Origin of the sequence: Roseomonas haemaphysalidis, assembly GCF_017355405.1 — a bacterium.
Classification (GTDB): Bacteria; Pseudomonadota; Alphaproteobacteria; order Acetobacterales; family Acetobacteraceae; genus Pseudoroseomonas; species Pseudoroseomonas haemaphysalidis.
On sequence record NZ_CP061177.1, the window covers coordinates 1,135,001 to 1,152,353 of the forward strand.

Below are 17,353 nucleotides of genomic sequence, written 5' to 3' on the forward strand. Positions count from 1 at the left end.
CAGAGATTCCGCGAGTAGTGGCGAGCGAAAGCGGAGTAGGCCAGTGGCCTGCATCAGTTAAGCCAAAGAACCTGGAAAGGTTTGCCAGAGTGGGTGATAGCCCCGTAGGCGTATGGCTGGTGTAGGTCCTTGAGTAGGGCGGGGCACGTGAAACCCTGTCTGAACGTAGGGGGACCACCCTCTAAGCCTAAATACTCCTTGGCGACCGATAGTGCACAAGTACCGTGAGGGAAAGGTGAAAAGCACCCCGACAAGGGGAGTGAAAGAGACCTGAAACCGAGCGCCTACAAGCAGTCGGAGCCCGCAAGGGTGACGGCGTACCTTTTGTATAATGGGTCCGCGAGTTTCTGTTTGCAGCAAGCTTAAGCCGTTAGGTGTAGGCGCAGCGAAAGCGAGTCCGAACAGGGCGCTGAGTTGCTGGCAGAAGACCCGAAACCGAGTGATCTAGCCATGGCCAGGCTGAAGGTGGGGTAACACCTACTGGAGGGCCGAACCCACGCCTGTTGAAAAAGTCGGGGATGAGCTGTGGCTAGGGGTGAAAGGCCAATCAAACTCGGAAATAGCTGGTTCTCCGCGAAATCTATTGAGGTAGATCGTCGTTCGATTACCGCCGGAGGTAGAGCACCGGAAGGGCTAGGGGGACCCAAAGTCCTACCAAACCCTACCGAACTCCGAATGCCGGCGAGTACAGGGCGGCAGACAGACAGTGGGTGCTAAGGTCCATTGTCGAGAGGGAAACAGCCCAGACCACCAGCTAAGGCCCCCAATTCGTGGCTAAGTGGGAAAGCATGTGAGACGGCCAAAACAACCAGGAGGTTGGCTTAGAAGCAGCCATCCTTTAAAGAAAGCGTAATAGCTCACTGGTCTAATAGCTGTTTTGCGGCGAAAATGTAACGGGGCTCAAGCCACGAGCCGAAGCTGTGGGTGCATCGTAAGATGCGCGGTAGCGGAGCGTTCCGTAAGCCTGCGAAGGGATATCCGTGAGGGGTCCTGGAGGTATCGGAAGTGCGAATGCGGACATGAGTAGCGACAAAGAGGGTGAGAACCCCTCTCGCCGAAAGTCCAAGGGTTCCTGCGCAAGGCCAATCCGCGCAGGGTGAGCCGGTCCCTAAGGCGAGGGCGACAGCCGTAGCCGATGGAAATCAGGTGAATATTCCTGAGCCCGCTAGAAGTGACGACCGTGAACCGTTGTTCCTCCTTATCGGATTGGAGGGGCTGCCGGATCGGTCCAGGAAATAGCTCTAGCATATGGTCCGTACCCGAAACCGACACAGGTGGACTGGTTGAGTATACCGAGGCGCTTGAGAGAACCATGCTGAAGGAACTAGGCAAATTACTCGCGTAACTTCGGGATAAGCGAGACCCCTTTGCGGGCAACCGTGATGGGGTGGCACAGACCAGGGGGTGGCGACTGTTTAGTAAAAACACAGGGCTCTGCGAAATCGAGAGATGACGTATAGGGTCTGACGCCTGCCCGGTGCCGGAAGGTTAAGGGGAGATGTGCAAGCATCGAACCGAAGCCCCGGTAAACGGCGGCCGTAACTATAACGGTCCTAAGGTAGCGAAATTCCTTGTCGGGTAAGTTCCGACCTGCACGAATGGCGTAACGACCTCCCCACTGTCTCCAGCATGGGCTCAGCGAAATTGAATTCCCCGTGAAGATGCGGGGTACCCGTGGTCAGACGGAAAGACCCTATGAACCTTTACTGCAACTTCGCAGTGGTGCCAGGACAGAGCTGTGTAGGATAGGTGGGAGCCATTGAACCCCGGGCGCTAGCTTGGGCGGAGGCAACCTTGAAATACCACCCTGAGCTTTTCTGGCATCTAACCGAACCCCGTTATCCGGGGTCGGGACCCTGCGTGGTGGGCAGTTTGACTGGGGCGGTCGCCTCCCAAATGGTAACGGAGGCGCGCGATGGTGGGCTCAAGCCGGTCGGACATCGGCTGTTGAGTGCAAAGGCATAAGCCCGCCTGACTGTGAGCGCGACAGCGCGAACAGAGACGAAAGTCGGCCTTAGTGATCCGGTGGTCCCGCGTGGAAGGGCCATCGCTCAACGGATAAAAGGTACTCTAGGGATAACAGGCTGATCTCCCCCAAGAGTCCACATCGACGGGGAGGTTTGGCACCTCGATGTCGGCTCATCGCATCCCGGGGCTGGAGCAGGTCCCAAGGGTTCGGCTGTTCGCCGATTAAAGCGGTACGTGAGCTGGGTTTAGAACGTCGTGAGACAGTTCGGTCCCTATCTGCCATGGGTGTAGGAGATTTGCGAGGATCTGTCCCTAGTACGAGAGGACCGGGATGGACGTACCTCTGGTGTACCAGTTGTGCCGCCAGGCGCATCGCTGGGTAGCTAAGTGCGGAACGGATAACCGCTGAAGGCATCTAAGCGGGAAACCAGCCTCTAAACGAGATCTCCCTAAGGGCCGTGATAGACCATCACGTCGATAGGCCGCAGGTGGAAGTCTGGTAACAGACGCAGCCGAGCGGTCCTAATAGCCCGATCGATCTCAACTCTATCAACGCGGTCCATCTCACGATGAACACCGCACGCAGCATCCATCCGCGACACACTCACAACACTTCCACCCGATATCACCATCCTCATCACCTCACATCTGTGCACCATCAACTTCGATCCGGCTCGGTGGCCCGGTGGCCATCGCGAGGCTGCCACACCCGATCCCATCCCGAACTCGGCCGTGAAACGCCTCAGCGCCCATGGTACTGTGTCTCAAGGCACGGGAGAGTAGGTCGCCGCCGGGCCACCCAGCCGGATCGTACCGTTGATCACCGCACAGATCCCAACACATACACCCACGCGGGGTGGAGCAGCCCGGTAGCTCGTCAGGCTCATAACCTGAAGGTCACAGGTTCAAATCCTGTCCCCGCATCCCTTTCAGAACGGCCCTTCGCTTCATCGCGAAGGGCCGTTCTGCGTTTCACCCCGCCTTCTGCGCAGCCGCGACCCGCAATGCCAGATGATCCAGAAACGGGTCCTGGATGCCCAGGCGGCGCAGCCCAGCATGGGTTTCGAACAGGTATTGCGCGGCACTCCCCAGCTGGCCCTGCGCCGTGGCCAGACGCTGCACCACGGCATCCTCCGGCAGGTCGGCGTATTGCGGTCCCGCGCGATTCACCGTGAAGGCGATGCCGTGGCCGTAGGCCTGGCCTTCGGCGTCCAGAAGCGGCAACCAGCGCGGGATATAGGCGCCGGTCAGCATTTCCCGCCGCCAGATCAACGATAATTCCTCCGCCAGCACCTCCTCGGCGATGCGGAAGGCGACCCCCTCGCAGGCGCCGCCAGCATCCAGCGCCAGCACCAGCCCGGGCTGCTCCGGCGTGCCGCGGCCGACAGGCGTGGACAGGCAGAAGGCACGCTGCCAGCCCTCCACCCGGGCCACGCGGCTTTCGGCATAATGGATGGTCGGGTTCCAGATCAGCGAGCCATAGCCGAACAGCCAGACTGGCCCTTCCGGCCGTAGGTGCAGGGTTTCGGCCAGCGAGGCCTCGCGCTGCTCGGCCGTCAGCAGCTGCGGCCCGAAGGCATCGCCCACCATCTTGTCCAGCGAGTTATCCAGCAGCCTCTCGCGCGTCAGCGCATGGGGCAGCACCGGGCCCTCGGCCTCGACACGGTCTTCGGCGGGGATGGGGTCGGGGGTCACTGTCTGCTCCTCGGCGCGAAGCGGGTGCAATGCGGCAGCCGTGCTTCCGTGTCCACCGCAAGGGCGCTGGACCCGGCGTCCCGGACCCGCGATCATAGGCGCATCATGTCCGCCAACCTGCTGTCCCCCCGCGCTGAAGCCGAGGCCGCGCAGCGCCGCGCCTCCGACCCCGGGGCCTCGGCCTGGGTGGGGGCCTCCGCCGGCTCCGGCAAGACCAAGGTGCTGACCGACCGGGTGCTGCGCCTCTTGCTGCGGCCCGGCACCCGGCCCGGCCGCATCCTGTGCCTGACCTTCACCAAGGCCGCCGCGGCCGAGATGAGCACCCGCCTGGCCCGCCGCCTGGGCGAATGGGCCGTGGCCCCGGACGCGCCACTGGCAGAAAGCCTGCAGGCCCTGACCGGCCAGACGCCGGACGCCGCCGCCCTGTCCCGCGCCCGGGCGCTGTTCGCCGAGGTGCTGGACCAGCCCGGCGGCATGCGCATCGCCACCATCCACGCCTTTTGCCAGTCGGTTTTGCGCTCCTTCCCCCTGGAAGCCGGGCTGCCGCCGCAGTTCACCCTGATCGAGGACACCGATGCCAGCGCCATGCTGGCCGAGGCACGGGAAGCCGTCCTGTCCTCCGGCCGGCTGCCGGAGGCGGCGGTGGAGGCAATGGCCGGGCTCGGCAGCCCGGATGACTTCGCGCAGACGGTCGCGGCTCTGGTGAAGCACCGCGACCGGCTGGCGCAGGCGATCGCGGAAGCCGGCGGCGTGGCGGGGTGCGATGCCGTGCTGCGCCGCCGCCTGGGCCTGCCCGCCACGGGCGACGAGGCCGGCGCGGTGGCCGAGGCGGTGCGGGTGCCGCCCGCGCTGGACCGCGCGGCCGCCCTGCTGGCCACCAGCGGCAACGACAACGACCGCCGCCGCGGCGCCGCGCTGAAGGCCTGGCTGGCTTTGCCAGCGGAGGCCCGCCCCGCGCGCTGGGAGGAATGGACCCGCCTGTTCCTGACCGCCGACGGCAAGCCCTATGCCGATCGCAGCCTGGCCACCAAGGGCGGGCTGAAGGATGCCTTTCCCGAGGCGATCGGCATTCTGCGCGCGGAGGCCGAGCGGGTCTTCGCGCTGGAGGAAAGCCGCCGCGCCTGGAAGCTGCATGCCGCGACGCTGGCGCTGCTGGCGCTGGCCCAGCCGGTGCTGGCCGCCTATGCCCAGCGCAAGGCGCGCGCGGGTGCGGTGGACTTCGATGACCTGATCACCGCCGCCGAGCGGCTGCTCACCGATCCGGGCAGCGCCTGGGTGTTGTACAAGCTGGATGGCGGCCTGGACCACCTGCTGCTGGACGAGGCGCAGGACAGCAACAAGGCGCAGTGGGAGATCGCCTCCAAGCTCGCCGCCGAGTTCTTCGCGGGCGAGGGCACGCGGGCCGAGCCCACGGCCCGCTCCATCTTCGCGGTGGGTGACGAGAAGCAGTCGATCTACGGCTTCCAGGGCGCGGACGCCGCCGGCTTCGCGCAATGGCAGGGGCACTTCGCCAAGCTGGTGCCGGACGCCGGCGCGCGGTTCGAGGCCGTGCCGCTGCAGGTCTCCTTCCGTTCCACCGCCCCCGTGCTGGCGCTGGTCGATGCCGTCTTCGCCGAGGGGCCCGCGCGGCGTGGCGTGGTGGCGGAAGGCGCCACCCTGACCCACCGCGCCGACCGGGTGGGGGAAGCTGGCCTGGTGGAGATCTGGCCGCCGCTGGCCGACCCCCCGCGCGACAGCGCGACGCCCTGGGAAGTGCCGGAGGAGCCGGTCGACCAGTCCAACGCCGCCGCCCTGCTGGCCGACAGCGTCGCCGCCCGCATCGCCGACATGATCGCCCATGACCGCCTGCCGTCGCAGGGCGACCGGCCGATCCGTCCCGGCGACATCCTGGTGCTGCTGCGCCGTCGCACCGCCTTTTCCGACCTCCTGGTGGCGGCGCTGAAGAAGCGCGAGGTGCCGGTGGGCGGCGTGGACCGGCTGAGGCTGATCGACCAGATCGCGGTGCAGGACGTGCTGGCGCTGTGCGACGTGCTGCTGTTGCCGGAAGACGACCTGCAGCTCGCCGCCGTGCTGAAAAGCCCGCTGGTCGGGCTGTCGGAGGAGGAGCTGTTCGCGATCGCCCACGGCCGCGTGCAGCCGCTGTGGTGGCGCGTGCTGCAGGAGCGCGGCAAGGACAGCCTGCTGGGCCGCGCCGCCGACTGGATGGCGGAGCTGGCCGACCAGGCCGACCTGCACACGCCGCACACGCTGCTGGCCGAGATCCTGGGCATCCATGGCGGCCGCGCCCGGCTGCTGGCGCGCCTTGGCCCCGACGCCGCCGACCCGCTGGACGAGGTGCTGAACGCCGCTCTGACCTACGAGTCGCGCCATCCCCCCAGCCTGCAGGGCTTTCTGCAATGGCTGCGGCGCGGCGGCGCGCTGGTGAAGCGCGAGGCGGAAAGCGGCGCGGACGCGGTGCGGCTGCTGACCGCCCATGGCGCCAAGGGATTGCAGGCGCCGGTGGTCATCATCCCCGACCTCGGCAACGGCCAGGGGCGGGAAACCCTGCGCTGGCATGAATCCTCGCCGCCGCTGCCCTTCTGGGCGCCGCGGCGCGAGATGCACGCCCCCGCCTGGGCCGAGCTGGCCGAGGCTGAAACTCTGGCGCGCGAGGCGGAAGAAAACCGCCTGCTCTACGTCGCCCTGACCCGCGCCGAGGACCGGCTGCTGTTGTGCACCCCCGGCGCGCCCAAGGAGGGCGGCTGGTACGCCCTGGCCGCCGCCGGCGCCGCCCGGATGGCCGGCCTGGAGGAGCAGCCCTTCCGCCCGCAGGACTTCGGCGCCCCGGCCGCCGCCGTGTTCAGCGGCCCGCTGCTGCGGCTGGCCAGCGCGCAGACCGCCGCGCCCCGCGCCGCGCCGCGCCATGCCGGGGCCGCCGCCCTGGCGCCGCTGCCGGCTTGGGCCACGGCGCCGGCATTGAGCGAAAGCGCCGCCCCCATCTGGTCGCCTTCCGCCCTGCCGGGCGAGGAGGACACCCCCGCCGCCGCGCCGCACGGCGCCGCCGACCCGGCGGGCCGCCGCTTCCGCCGCGGCAAGATGATCCACGCCATGATGCAGCACCTGCCGGACTACGCGGAAGCCGACCGCCCCGCCGCCGCCCGTGCCTTTCTGGCCCGCCCCGGCCATGCCCTGTCGCGCGAGGAGCAGGCGGCGACGCTGGAGGAGGTGCTGGGGCTGATCCAGCACCCCGCGCTGCTGGCCGCCTTCGGCCCTGGCTCCATGGCCGAGGCGCCGCTGGCCGGCACGGTGGGACACCTGCGCTTGGCCGGGCAGGTGGACCGGCTGGCCGTGCTGCCGGACCGCGTGATGGTGCTGGACTACAAGACCAACCGCCCGCCGCCGGACACGCTGGAAGGCGTGCAGCCGCTCTACATCCGCCAGATGGCGGCCTATCGCGCGCTGCTGCGGCAGATCTGGCCGGACCGCCCGGTGGAATGCTGGCTGGTCTGGACCTGGACCGCGCAGGCCATGCGGCTGCCCGATGGCCTGCTGGACCGGCACACGGCGGAATAAGGCCATCCGCCGCCGCCCCGCCGCCCGGTCATGCCAGCCGCGCGGCGCTGTGATCGTCCGATCCTGTAACTATCGCCCGCATAGGCGGTTGGACCGCCAGCCTGGCAACGATGCCCGGCACCGTGCAGGGAGGCGTTCCATGATGTTCAAGCCGATGATCCGGTTCGCCCCCATGGCGGTGCTGGGCCTGCTGGCGGCCGCGCCGTTGCTGGCCGGCTGCGACGATGCCGCCGCCGGCAAGGCCGAGGCCGCGCAGGCCGACCTGGCGGCGCGGACGGCGGAAGCGCGCAAGGCTGTCGAGGACCGGTTGCGCAACGACCTGCGCGGCGCGCTGGCGTTTCGCGATGTCACCGGCCACACCCAGGCCGTGGCCGACACCATGGCGATCTGTGGCCAGCTGACGCTCAACGGCGGCCCCGCCACGCCCTTCGTGGCGCTGGTGTCGCGGCAGGCGGACGGTGCCATGGCGGTGGAGCCGCACGTGGCCATCGACGACGTGTCCGCCACCCGCGTGTTCGTGGAAACCCAGAGCCGTTGCGTGGCCGATGCCGCGGCGATGCCCGCCCAACGCCGCGGCGCCCCGCCGCCGCTGCCCGTCATTCCGGCGCGCCTGAACACCATCACCCCCGATGCGCCCCCGGCTGTGAAGCGCATGGAAGCGGAGGCCGCTCAGGCCCAGCAGAACTTTGGCGGCGTGACGCTGCGGCAGAACGGCAACATGCGCGAAAATCCCCATGGCGGCGGCGCGGTGATCCGCGTGCTGGCGCGGGGCACCGCCATGCGCGTCTTCGCCGAGGCGCCGGGCGGTTGGCTGCAGGTTGGCCAGCAACAGGCCGAAGGCTGGGTGCACAACAGCATGGTGATCCGGGGCGTGGCCCCGGCGGATGACGCGCAAAGGCTCGCGACCGCGTCGCGCTGACGGTCGGCGCCGCCTTCGGGCCTTATTGACCGGGCCGCGCCATATGTCCTGATGGTCCGCGGTGGCGAAACGGGCGCACCGGACCGTTGCCGGGACAGCGCCTGTTCCTCGCAGGGCACCGAGATCTCTGCCTTCGGAAGCGGAACACCTGCTGTCGCCCGGGCGGTCAGGCCACCCGGGCATTGATGCTGGCTGGAGCGGTGTCGCCGTTCAGCAGTCGTGCGGCAGCGGCGCCAGTTCTTCCACCTTGCCGTCCAGGGTGAAGTCGCCGAAGTCCATCTTCATCTCATCCGCCACGCCGTTGGCGAAGTAGCGCAGCCCGACCTCGTATTCCGGCGTGCCGGCCCCGGCGGCGGCGGCACCCCGGTCGAAAAAGGCGATGCGCATGCGGGCGCTGGGCTGCGCCAGCAGCGGAAAGCGCGCCTGGCCCGGGGCCGGGGTCCAGTTCTGCAGCAGGGTGGTGCTGTCCTGCGCGCCGTCGGCGCTGGTGCCGTCGAACAGCGGCGTCACCAGCATCTTCTCGCCGGCACGGGCCATGGCCAGGGTGCGGATGGTGTGCGCCATGGGCAGGATGGTGCCGGGCGGCAGGGTGACCTGCTGCGCCTCGGGCTGCTCGTAGGTCGCGGTGCCACCCTTGTCGCCGTTCAGCGTCGCCTCGCCGGAGATGCGCTGGGTCACGGCACCCTGGGCGGATTGCGTCAGGGTGAAGCGCAGGCGCTGGCCGTCCTTGCTTTCCCAGGTGGAATAGTCGGACGACGTTTCCACCGTGTCGCCGGCACGGTCCAGGATGCGCAGGCTCAGCCGCTGGCGGGTGGTCCAGCCGTCGCAGGCGTCGCGCACCTCGAACAGCATGGCGCCGGAGGCGGAGCTGACCTGGCCGTCCGGCCGCGCGCGGTCCAGCGTCAGGCGATAGGCGGCGCGGTGCGGGGCCATGGCGGCGGCACCCTCGGCCGCCGGAGGCGTGGCCTGGGGGGCGGGGGCATTTCCCTGGCTATTCCCCTGGGCCCCGGCCGGGGCGGCGAGCCCCAGCACCAGCGTGGCCGCCACGGCGGTGGAACCCAGCACATCGCGCAGCCGCATGGCCCTTCGCTCCTTCAGTCCGGTCATCCCCGTCAGTTAGGGAGCCTTGGGGGTGGGCGCACCCTTGGCGGGCGGCAAATCGAGCTTGATGGAGAGTTCTTTAAGCCGGGCGGTGTCCACCGGGGCGGGCGCCAGCATCATCAGGTCCTGGCCCTGCTGGTTCAGCGGGAACAGGATGACCTCGCGGATGTTGGGCTCGTCGGCCAGCAGCATCACCATGCGGTCGATGCCCGGCGCCGAGCCGCCGTGCGGCGGCGCGCCGTAGCGGAAGGCGGCCAGCATGCCGCCGAAGCGCTCCTCGACCGTCTGCTCGGTGTAGCCGGCGATCTCAAAGGCGCGGATCATGATGTCCGGGCGGTGGTTGCGGATGGCGCCCGAGGACAGCTCGATGCCGTTGCACACGATGTCGTACTGGAAGGCCTTGATCTCCAGCGGGTCCATGGTGTTCAGCGCTTCCAGCCCGCCCTGCGGCATGCTGAAGGGGTTGTGGCTGAAGTCGACCTGCTTGGTTTCCTCGTTCATCTCGTACATCGGGAAGTCGACGATCCAGCAGAAGCGGAACTCGCCCTGCTCGATCAGCCCCAGCTCCTCGCCGAGCTTGGTGCGGACCTTGCCGGCGAATTTTGGCGTCTCGTCCGGCTTGCCGGCCGCGAAGAACACGGCGTCGCCGGGGTTCAGCCCGCAGGCCGCGCGGATGGCCTCCACGCGCTCGGCTTCCAGGTTCTTGGCGATCGGGCCGCGGGCAGCCTCGGCCGCGAACTGGATGTAGCCCAGGCCCCCGGCGCCCTCGGCGCGCGCCCACTCGTTCAGCTTGTCGAAGAAGCCGCGCGGCTTGTCCGCCGCGCCCGGCGCGGGAATGGCACGCACGATGCCGCCGCCGGCGACCACCTTGGCAAACAGCCCGAAGCCCGAGTCGCGGAAGCTCTCCGTGACGTCGGTGATCTTGATCGGGTTGCGCAGGTCCGGCTTGTCCGAGCCGTAGTCCAGCATCGCCGTGTCGTAGGGGATGCGGGGGAAGGGCGCGGGCGTCACCTTCCGCCCACCGCCGAATTCGTTGAAGATGCCCTCCATCACCGGCTCGATGGCGGCGAAGACGTCTTCCTGGGTGACGAAGCTCATCTCGAAGTCGAGCTGGTAGAACTCGCCCGGAGAGCGGTCGGCACGGCTCGCCTCGTCGCGGAAGCAGGGGGCGATCTGGAAGTAGCGGTCGAAGCCCGCCACCATGGCCAGCTGCTTGAACTGCTGCGGCGCCTGCGGCAGCGCGTAGAAGGAGCCCGGGTGGTTGCGGCTCGGCACCAGGAAGTCGCGCGCGCCTTCCGGCGAGGACGCCGTCAGGATCGGCGTCTGGAACTCGGTGAAGCCCTGCTCGATCATGCGGCGGCGGATGGAGGCGATGACGCCCGCGCGCAGCATGATGTTGCGGTGCTGCTTTTCGCGCCGCAGGTCGAGGAAGCGGTAGCGCAGGCGCAGCTCCTCGGGGAACTCCTGCTCGCCGGCCACCTGGATGGGCAGCACGTCGGCGTGGCTTTGCACCTCCAGCGCCTGCACCCGCAGCTCGATGGCGCCCGTCGGCAGCTTGTCGTTCACCGTGCCGCCTTCGCGCGCCACGACCTCGCCGGTGACGGTGATGACGCTTTCGGCGCGCAGCTGATCCGCCTGCTCGAACACCGCGGAGCCGGAGGGGATGACGCATTGCGTCAGCCCGTAGTGGTCGCGCAGGTCGATGAACAGCAGCCCGCCGTGGTCGCGCTTGCGGTGCACCCAGCCGGAAAGGCGGGCGGTCTGGCCCGCGTCACTGGCGCGCAGCGCGCCGCAGGTATGGGTCCGGTAGGCGTGCATCGTCACATAAATCCCAGGGCCGCGGAAAACGGGCGAACAAGGAGGGCGGGGGGGCGATGAAGTCAAGGCTGGTCTGCCCCGTGCCCCGACTTAGCCGGTCCCCCTCCCCCCCGAGTTTGCGTCCGGCGCAGGCTTCGCTAGAACAGAGGGAGAATGAGCCGACGCACGCAGGCCCAGGACGCCGCCCCTGTCCTGATCTCCACCACCGAGGCGCTGTCCGCGCTCTGCGCGCGGTTGCGCCAGGAACCCTTCGTCACCGTCGACACCGAGTTCATGCGGGAACGGACCTATTGGCCCGAGCTCTGCGTGGTGCAGCTCGGCGGGGCCGAGGATGTGGCGGTGATCGACGCCATGGCCGAGGGCCTGGACCTCGCCCCGCTGGGCGAGCTGCTGGCCGATCCCAAGGTGATCAAGGTGTTCCACGCCGCGCGGCAGGACGTGGAGATCTGCATCCTGCGCTTTGGCGCGCCGCCGCGCCCGCTGTTCGACACGCAGGTGGCCGCCATGGTGGCCGGCTTCGGCGACCAGGCCAGCTACGACAGCTTGGTGCGCGGCCTGGCCGGGGCTTCCATCGACAAGGCGCACCGGTTCTCCGACTGGGCGGCGCGGCCGTTGTCCGCGGCCCAGGTGGCTTATGCGGCGGCCGACGTCACGCATCTGCGCCGCGTCTACGTCGCGCTGCTGGAGCGGCTGACCCAGGACAGCCGCCTGTCCTGGGTGGCCGAGGAGATGGCGGAGCTGTGCGACCCCGCCACCTACCGCCAGGACCCCGAGACGGCGTGGGAGCGGCTGAAGCCGCGCAGCACCAACCGCCGCTTTCTGGCCGCCATCCGCGCCGCCGCCGCCTGGCGGGAGCGCGAGGCGCAGCGCGTCAACATCCCCCGCCAGCGGCTGGTGCGCGACGAGACGCTGCTGGAGATCGCCGCCACCCAGCCCACCAACGCCAACGACCTGTCCCGCGCCCGGGGCATCAGCAAGGGCTTCGCGGACGGCAAGACCGGCGCCGGGCTGCTGGCCGCGCTGGCCGCCGCCAAGGCGCTGCCGGAGTCCGAGCTGCCTGAGCCGCCGCGCGAGCCCCGGCAGGGCCCGCCGGCTTCCCCCGCGCTGGTGGCGCTGCTCAAGGTGCTGCTGGCCGCCAAGGCGGAGGAGCACGACGTGGCGCCCAAGCTGATCGCGTCGTCCGACGAGCTGGAACGCCTGGCCGCCGAGGCGGAGCCGGAAGTGCCCGCGCTGCACGGCTGGCGGCGGCTGGTGTTCGGCCAGGCGGCCATGGCGTTGAAGACCGGCAAGCTGGCGCTGGGCGTGGACGGGCGCAAGGTGAAGCTGATCCAGGGGTGACAGGCGGGCGCCAAAGGGGCTCCGCCCTTTCGGGACTTCCCCGCCGGGGTGGCTGAGCCACCCTGGAACCCCGGCATCGGAAGAGATTTTGGCACCTGCCATGGCGGTCGTGAGCCGCAGGCGGGTGATGTTCAAAAGAAACCACGCGCGCTGAACTCTCAGCCGCCGGGGGTTATCGACCCCCGGCGCGCCACGCGGCCACGGCCGTGCATGGCGGGGTCCGGGGTGGCACCGCCACCCCGGCGGGGGTCCAGGGGGCAGCGCCCCCTGGCCAGGGCTTCAGGCCGCCCGCAGCGCCTTCCACACCACTTCCGGCGTCGCCGGCATGTCGATATGCGTTACGCCGTCGTCGGCCAGGGCGTCCACCAGGGCGTTGATCATCGCGGGCGGCGAGCCGACGGCGCCGGCCTCGCCCGCGCCCTTGACCCCCAGCGGGTTGGTTTCGCAGGGGATCTCCACCAGTTCCACCTCGATGTCCGGGATGTCGGCGGCGCGCGGCAGGGCGTAGTCGTTGAGGCTGGCCGAGATCAACTGGCCGGTTTCGGGGTCGTAGGCGGTGCGCTCCATCACCGCCTGGCCGATGCCCTGCACCACGCCGCCATGCACCTGGCCGCGCACGATCATCGGGTTCAGTGCGTGGCCCACGTCGTCCACCACGATGTAGCGGGCGATGGTGACGTGGCCGGTCTCGGGGTCCACCTCCACCTCGGCGATGTGGCAGCCGTTCGGGTAGGTGCCGTGTGGCACCTGCGCCACCTCGGCCGCGTCCAGCGTCGTGGCGCTCTCGCCCTTCGCGGCGCGGGCGCGCTGCGTGGCCGCGAGTTCCATGATGCCGATGCCGCGGTCGGTGCCGGCGATGGCGAAGCGCCCCGCCTCGAACTCGATGTCGGCGCTGCTGGCCTCCAGCACCTCGCCGGCCGCCTGCTTGCCCTTCTCGATCACCGTGGTGGCGGTGGCGAGCAGCGCGGTGCCCTCGGAATACAGGCTGCGCGCGCCGCCGGTGCCGCCGCCGACCGGGATGTCGTCCGAGTCGCCCTGCAGCACGCGGATCTTGTCGATCGGCACGCCCAGCTGGTGGCTGGTGATCATGGCATAGGCCGTCTCGTGGCCCTGGCCGGAAGACTGGGTGCCGACCAGCACGTCCACGAAGCCGTCGTCCTTGAAGCGGAACTCGGCGCGCTCGCTGGGGTCGCCGCCGGTGGCTTCCAGGTAATAGGCCATGCCGATGCCGCGGCGCTTGCCGCGGGAAGCCGACTCGGCCTTGCGGGCGGCGAAGCCGGCCCAGTCGGACTTCTCCAGCGCCTTGTCCAGCACCTGCACGAAGTCGCCCGAGTCGTAGTTCTGGCCGACCGGCGTGCGGTGCGGCATGGCGCTCATCGGCACCATGTTGCGCCGACGCAGCTCGATGCGGTCGATCCCCGTTTCGCGCGCCGCGGCGTCGATCAGCCGCTCCACCAGGTAGTTGCTCTCAGGCCGGCCGGCGCCGCGATAGGCGTCCACCGGCACGGTGTTGGTCAGGATGCCCAGCACGTTGGCGTAGATCGCCTGGAAGCCGTAGACGCTGGCCAGCACCTTGGTGCCCGCGCCGCTGGGGATGAAGGGCGCGAAGGTGGAAAGATACCCGCCCATGTCGGCGCGGTTCAGCGTGCGCAGCGCCAGGAACTTGCCGTCCTTGTCCAGCGCCAGCTCGCCCACCGTCAGGTTGGCGCGGCCCTGGGTGTCGGACTGGAAGGCCTCCATCCGCTCGGCCGCCCACTTCACCGGCCGGCCCAGCTTGCGCGCGGCCCAGCAGCACAGCGCGTATTCGGCGTAAAGAAACAGCTTCATGCCGAAGCCGCCGCCGACATCGGGCGTGACCACGCGGAACTTTTCCGGCGGCAGGTGGAACACCGACTTGGCGAGCAGGTCCTTGACCACCCAGGAGCCCTGGGTGCCGGCATGCAGGGTGAACTTCTGCGCGGCCGCGTCGTACTCGGCCAGCGCCGCCCGGCCTTCCATACTGTTCACGACGATGCGGTTGTTCACCACCGTCAGCTTGGTGACGTGCGCGGCGCCGGCGAACAGCGCGTCCGTCTGCTCCTTGTCGCCGGCCGACCAGTCGAAGCAGGTGTTGTTGGGCGCTTCCGGCCAAAGCTGCGGCTGGCCCGGCTGGTGCGCGGTGGCCAGCTCGTTGACGCTGGGCAGCACCTCGTAATCCACCATCACCGCCTCGGCCGCGTCGCGCGCCGCCTGCACGGTGTCGGCGACGATAAAGGCCACCGGGTCGCCCACGTGGCGCACGGTGCCGACGGCCAGGCCGTAGCGCGGCGTGTTGGCGCGCGGGCTGCCGTCGCGGTTCTTGAGCGGGATGGCGCAGGGCAGCTCGCCCAGCCCCTCGTCCATCCAGTCCTGGCCGGTCAGCACCGCGTGCACGCCGGGCAGGGCGCGCGCGTCGGCGGTGTCGATCGTGCTGATGCGCGCATGCGCGTGCGGGCTGCGCAGCAGGATGCCGTGCAGTTGCCCGGGTACGGAGATGTCGTCCGTGTAGCGCCCGGCGCCTTTGAGCAACCGGGGGTCCTCCACACGCCGCATGGGCTGGCTGAGGCCGAACTTCGCCATGGTCACGTTCCCCACATTCTTCTCTGCCGCCATCATCGGCTCACCGGGTGGCAAAAGGGAAGGGGGTCCGCTTGCGGCGCGCCCGGCGGCGGGGCAGCTTCCGCCGCCATGTGGTTTCCCCAGCCCCGCGCCCTCACCCCCCGCCTGCTGTCCCGCCTGCCGGACCGGCTTCGCAACCCCCGCCGCACCCCCTGGGCGGATGCCAACAAGGGGGGGCAGGAGATCGACAGCTTCCTGGAAGCACCCTGCTTCGACAGCGCCGGCAACCTGCACGTGGTGGACATCCCCTTTGGCCGCATCTTCCGCGTCGGCCCCACCCAGTGGCCGGTGGTCGCGGAATACGAGGGCTGGCCCAACGGGTTGGCCACCGGCACCGCCGACAGCCTGCTGGTGGCCGACCACCGCCACGGGCTGCTGAGCCTGGACCCCGCCAGCGGCGCCATCGCCCCGTTGCTGGAAACCGTGAACGGCGAGGGCTTCCGCGGCCTGAACGACGTTGCCACCGGCCCCGGCGGGCAGATCCTGGTGACCGACCAGGGCCAGACCGGGCTGCAGGACCCCACCGGCCGCGTGTGGCGCCTGTGGCCGGACGGGCGGGTGGACAGGCTGCTCGGCAACGGTCCCAGCCCCAACGGCATCGTGCTGAACCGCGCGGCCACGCATTGCTACGTGGCCATGACACGCTCCTGCGAGGTCTGGCGCTTCGCGCTGCGCCAGGATGCCTTGGTGGCCAAGGCCGGCGTGTTCTTTCGCACGCCCGCCGGCATCTCGGGGCCGGACGGCTTGGCGGTGGACGCGCACGACCGCCTGTTCGTCGCCAACCCCGGCCATGGCATGGTCTGGGGGGTTGACCCCTTCGGCGTGCCGGTGCTGGCGATCGACTGCCGCGACTTCGGCCACACGCCCACCAACCTGTGCCTGGCGCCGGACGGCACCACCCTGCTGATCACCGAAGCCGACAGTGCCAGCGTGCTGAGCGTGGAACTGCCGGGGGCGTAGGGAAAAGGCCGGGGGAGGGAATTCCCCCGGCCCCCGTCTTCCTGCCGCTTGCTTTCCCGCTCGCAGCCGTGGCGGACATGAAATTTCGTGGCCGGCCTGCAACGCTGCCGCTCATGGCGCTTTCCCGCTGGCGGATGACGGCCCTGTCATCTTGGCCGCCATCCGAAGGATAAACCCCGTGAGCGTTGGGCTGATCGCATTGCTGGACGACGTCGCCGCCCTGGCCAAGGTGGCGGCGGCCTCGCTGGATGACGTGGTGGCGCAGTCGGCGCGGGCCGGCACCAAGGCACTGGGCGTGGTGATCGACGATGCGGCGGTGACGCCACGCTACGTGGTGGGCTTCGCGGCGCAGCGGGAGCTGCCGATCGTCGGCCGCATCGCGCTCGGCTCGCTGAAGAACAAGCTGCTGTTCCTGCTGCCGGGCGCGCTGGCGCTGAGCTGGCTGGCGCCCTGGAGCATCACGCCGCTGCTGATGCTGGGCGGCGCCTTTCTTTGCTACGAGGGCGCCGAGAAGCTGCTGCACGCCCTCCGCCCCCACGCGGCCGAGGCGCACGAGGCCGCCACGGCCGCCGCGCCACAGGACCTGACGCTGCTGGAGGAGCAACGGGTCAGCGGCGCCATCAAGACCGACTTCATTCTGTCCGCCGAGATCATGGCGCTGACCCTGGCGGGCCTGGAAGGGCAGTCCACCCTGGCGCAGGCGGTGATCCTGGCGGTGGTGGGCATCGGCGTCACGCTGCTGGTCTACGGCGCGGTGGCGCTGATCGTGAAGGCGGACGACGTGGGCGTCGCCCTGGCGGTGAACGAGCGGCCGGCCTCCACCCTGCTGGGCCTGCGGGGGGGCGGCGGCACGGTGCGGCCGGAAGCCGCGGCGCCGGCGCCCCACGCCGCCACGCGCCGCGCCGCCGTGCCGGCCGCCATCCCGGTGGTGGCGCCGCCCGCCGCCGCGCCGGGCGGCGCCGACCGCGCGCTGGCGCCGGTGACCCGGGCGATCGGCCGCGGGCTGGTGGTGGGCATGCCGGTGTTCCTGAAGATCCTGGGCATCGTCGGCACCGCCGCCATGCTGTGGGTGGGCGGTGGCATCGTCCTGCACGGTCTGGAGGAATTCGGCGTCACCGCGCCGGGCCACGTGGTGCATGACATCGCGGCCGCCGCCGCCGGGTTTGTTCCGGCGGCCTCGGGCGCCGTGAACTGGGTGGTGACGGCGGCGCTGTCCGGCGTGCTGGGCGTGGTGGTGGGCGCGCTGGCCATCCCGGTCGCGCAATACGTGCTGGCCCCGGTCGCCCGGGCGGTGACGGGGCTGCTGCGCCGCCGCCGGGCGGCGTGACGCCGGGGCGGCACCGCGGCGCGCCCCCCGGGGGCGGA

The 17,353-nt window shown here is 69.8% G+C and carries 9 protein-coding genes, 1 tRNA gene and 2 rRNA genes (1 of these 12 only partly in view); 8 read left to right on the forward strand and 4 right to left on the reverse strand.

Going from position 1 to position 17,353, the window contains the following annotated elements:
- The 3 genes from IAI59_RS05205 to IAI59_RS05215 form a co-directional block, all read left to right on the forward strand.
- Positions 1-2,515, forward strand: a 23S ribosomal RNA gene (locus IAI59_RS05205) (it extends 221 nt beyond the left edge of the window).
- A gap of 134 nt (positions 2,516-2,649) precedes the next feature.
- A 5S ribosomal RNA gene (gene rrf / locus IAI59_RS05210) occupies positions 2,650-2,764 on the forward strand.
- A gap of 54 nt (positions 2,765-2,818) precedes the next feature.
- Positions 2,819-2,892: transfer RNA gene (locus IAI59_RS05215), tRNA-Met, on the forward strand.
- Between the two features lie 48 nt (positions 2,893-2,940).
- On the opposite strand, the gene IAI59_RS05220 is transcribed toward IAI59_RS05215, so the two are convergent.
- The gene (locus IAI59_RS05220; protein ID WP_237181199.1) at positions 2,941-3,663 is read right to left on the reverse strand and encodes a gamma-glutamylcyclotransferase; all 723 of its coding nucleotides are present in this window, start codon (positions 3,661-3,663) and stop codon (positions 2,941-2,943) included.
- A gap of 105 nt (positions 3,664-3,768) precedes the next feature.
- On the opposite strand from IAI59_RS05220, the gene addA reads away from it, so the two are divergent.
- Both addA and IAI59_RS05230 read left to right on the forward strand, forming a co-directional pair.
- A complete protein-coding gene (addA, locus tag IAI59_RS05225; protein ID WP_207419211.1) occupies positions 3,769-7,215 on the forward strand; it encodes a double-strand break repair helicase AddA in 3,447 nt (1,148 codons plus the stop codon).
- A gap of 139 nt (positions 7,216-7,354) precedes the next feature.
- Positions 7,355-8,134, forward strand: coding sequence for an SH3 domain-containing protein (locus IAI59_RS05230; RefSeq protein WP_207419212.1), 780 nt, complete (start codon positions 7,355-7,357; stop codon positions 8,132-8,134).
- 210 nt (positions 8,135-8,344) lie between these two features.
- Here the strand turns inward: IAI59_RS05230 and IAI59_RS05235 are convergent, their stop codons facing one another.
- Complete coding sequence (locus tag IAI59_RS05235) at positions 8,345-9,214, reverse strand: EipB family protein (RefSeq protein WP_207419213.1); 870 nt, start codon at positions 9,212-9,214, stop codon at positions 8,345-8,347.
- 36 nt (positions 9,215-9,250) lie between these two features.
- Complete coding sequence (gene aspS / locus IAI59_RS05240) at positions 9,251-11,053, reverse strand: aspartate--tRNA ligase (protein ID WP_207419214.1); 1,803 nt, start codon at positions 11,051-11,053, stop codon at positions 9,251-9,253.
- Positions 11,054-11,206: 153 nt separating this feature from the next.
- On the opposite strand from aspS, the gene rnd reads away from it, so the two are divergent.
- Positions 11,207-12,391 carry a ribonuclease D gene (gene rnd / locus IAI59_RS05245; RefSeq protein WP_207419215.1) on the forward strand — a complete coding sequence of 395 codons (1,185 nt, stop codon included), beginning with the start codon at positions 11,207-11,209 and terminating at the stop codon, positions 12,389-12,391.
- A 279-nt stretch (positions 12,392-12,670) separates the two neighbouring features.
- On the opposite strand, the gene IAI59_RS05250 is transcribed toward rnd, so the two are convergent.
- Positions 12,671-14,989 carry a xanthine dehydrogenase family protein molybdopterin-binding subunit gene (locus IAI59_RS05250; protein ID WP_207419324.1) on the reverse strand — a complete coding sequence of 773 codons (2,319 nt, stop codon included), beginning with the start codon at positions 14,987-14,989 and terminating at the stop codon, positions 12,671-12,673.
- A 108-nt stretch (positions 14,990-15,097) separates the two neighbouring features.
- On the opposite strand from IAI59_RS05250, the gene IAI59_RS05255 reads away from it, so the two are divergent.
- Positions 15,098-15,988: an SMP-30/gluconolactonase/LRE family protein gene (locus IAI59_RS05255; protein ID WP_207419216.1), complete on the forward strand. Its 891-nt coding sequence runs from the start codon at positions 15,098-15,100 to the stop codon at positions 15,986-15,988.
- 178 nt (positions 15,989-16,166) lie between these two features.
- The gene (locus IAI59_RS05260; protein ID WP_207419217.1) at positions 16,167-17,315 is read left to right on the forward strand and encodes a DUF808 domain-containing protein; all 1,149 of its coding nucleotides are present in this window, start codon (positions 16,167-16,169) and stop codon (positions 17,313-17,315) included.
- Positions 17,316-17,353 lie beyond the last annotated feature (38 nt).

Bases quoted from the DNA above. Each gene is read 5' to 3' on its own strand.
- addA (WP_207419211.1), top strand. From the start codon at position 3,769: ATGTCCGCCAACCTGCTGTCCCCCCGCGCTGAAGCCGAGGCCGCGCAG.
- IAI59_RS05230 (WP_207419212.1), top strand. From the start codon at position 7,355: ATGATGTTCAAGCCGATGATCCGGTTCGCCCCCATGGCGGTGCTGGGC.
- IAI59_RS05235 (WP_207419213.1), bottom strand. From the start codon at position 9,214: ATGCGGCTGCGCGATGTGCTGGGTTCCACCGCCGTGGCGGCCACGCTG.
- aspS (WP_207419214.1), bottom strand. From the start codon at position 11,053: ATGCACGCCTACCGGACCCATACCTGCGGCGCGCTGCGCGCCAGTGAC.
- rnd (WP_207419215.1), top strand. From the start codon at position 11,207: ATGAGCCGACGCACGCAGGCCCAGGACGCCGCCCCTGTCCTGATCTCC.
- IAI59_RS05250 (WP_207419324.1), bottom strand. From the start codon at position 14,989: ATGGCGAAGTTCGGCCTCAGCCAGCCCATGCGGCGTGTGGAGGACCCC.
- IAI59_RS05255 (WP_207419216.1), top strand. From the start codon at position 15,098: ATGTGGTTTCCCCAGCCCCGCGCCCTCACCCCCCGCCTGCTGTCCCGC.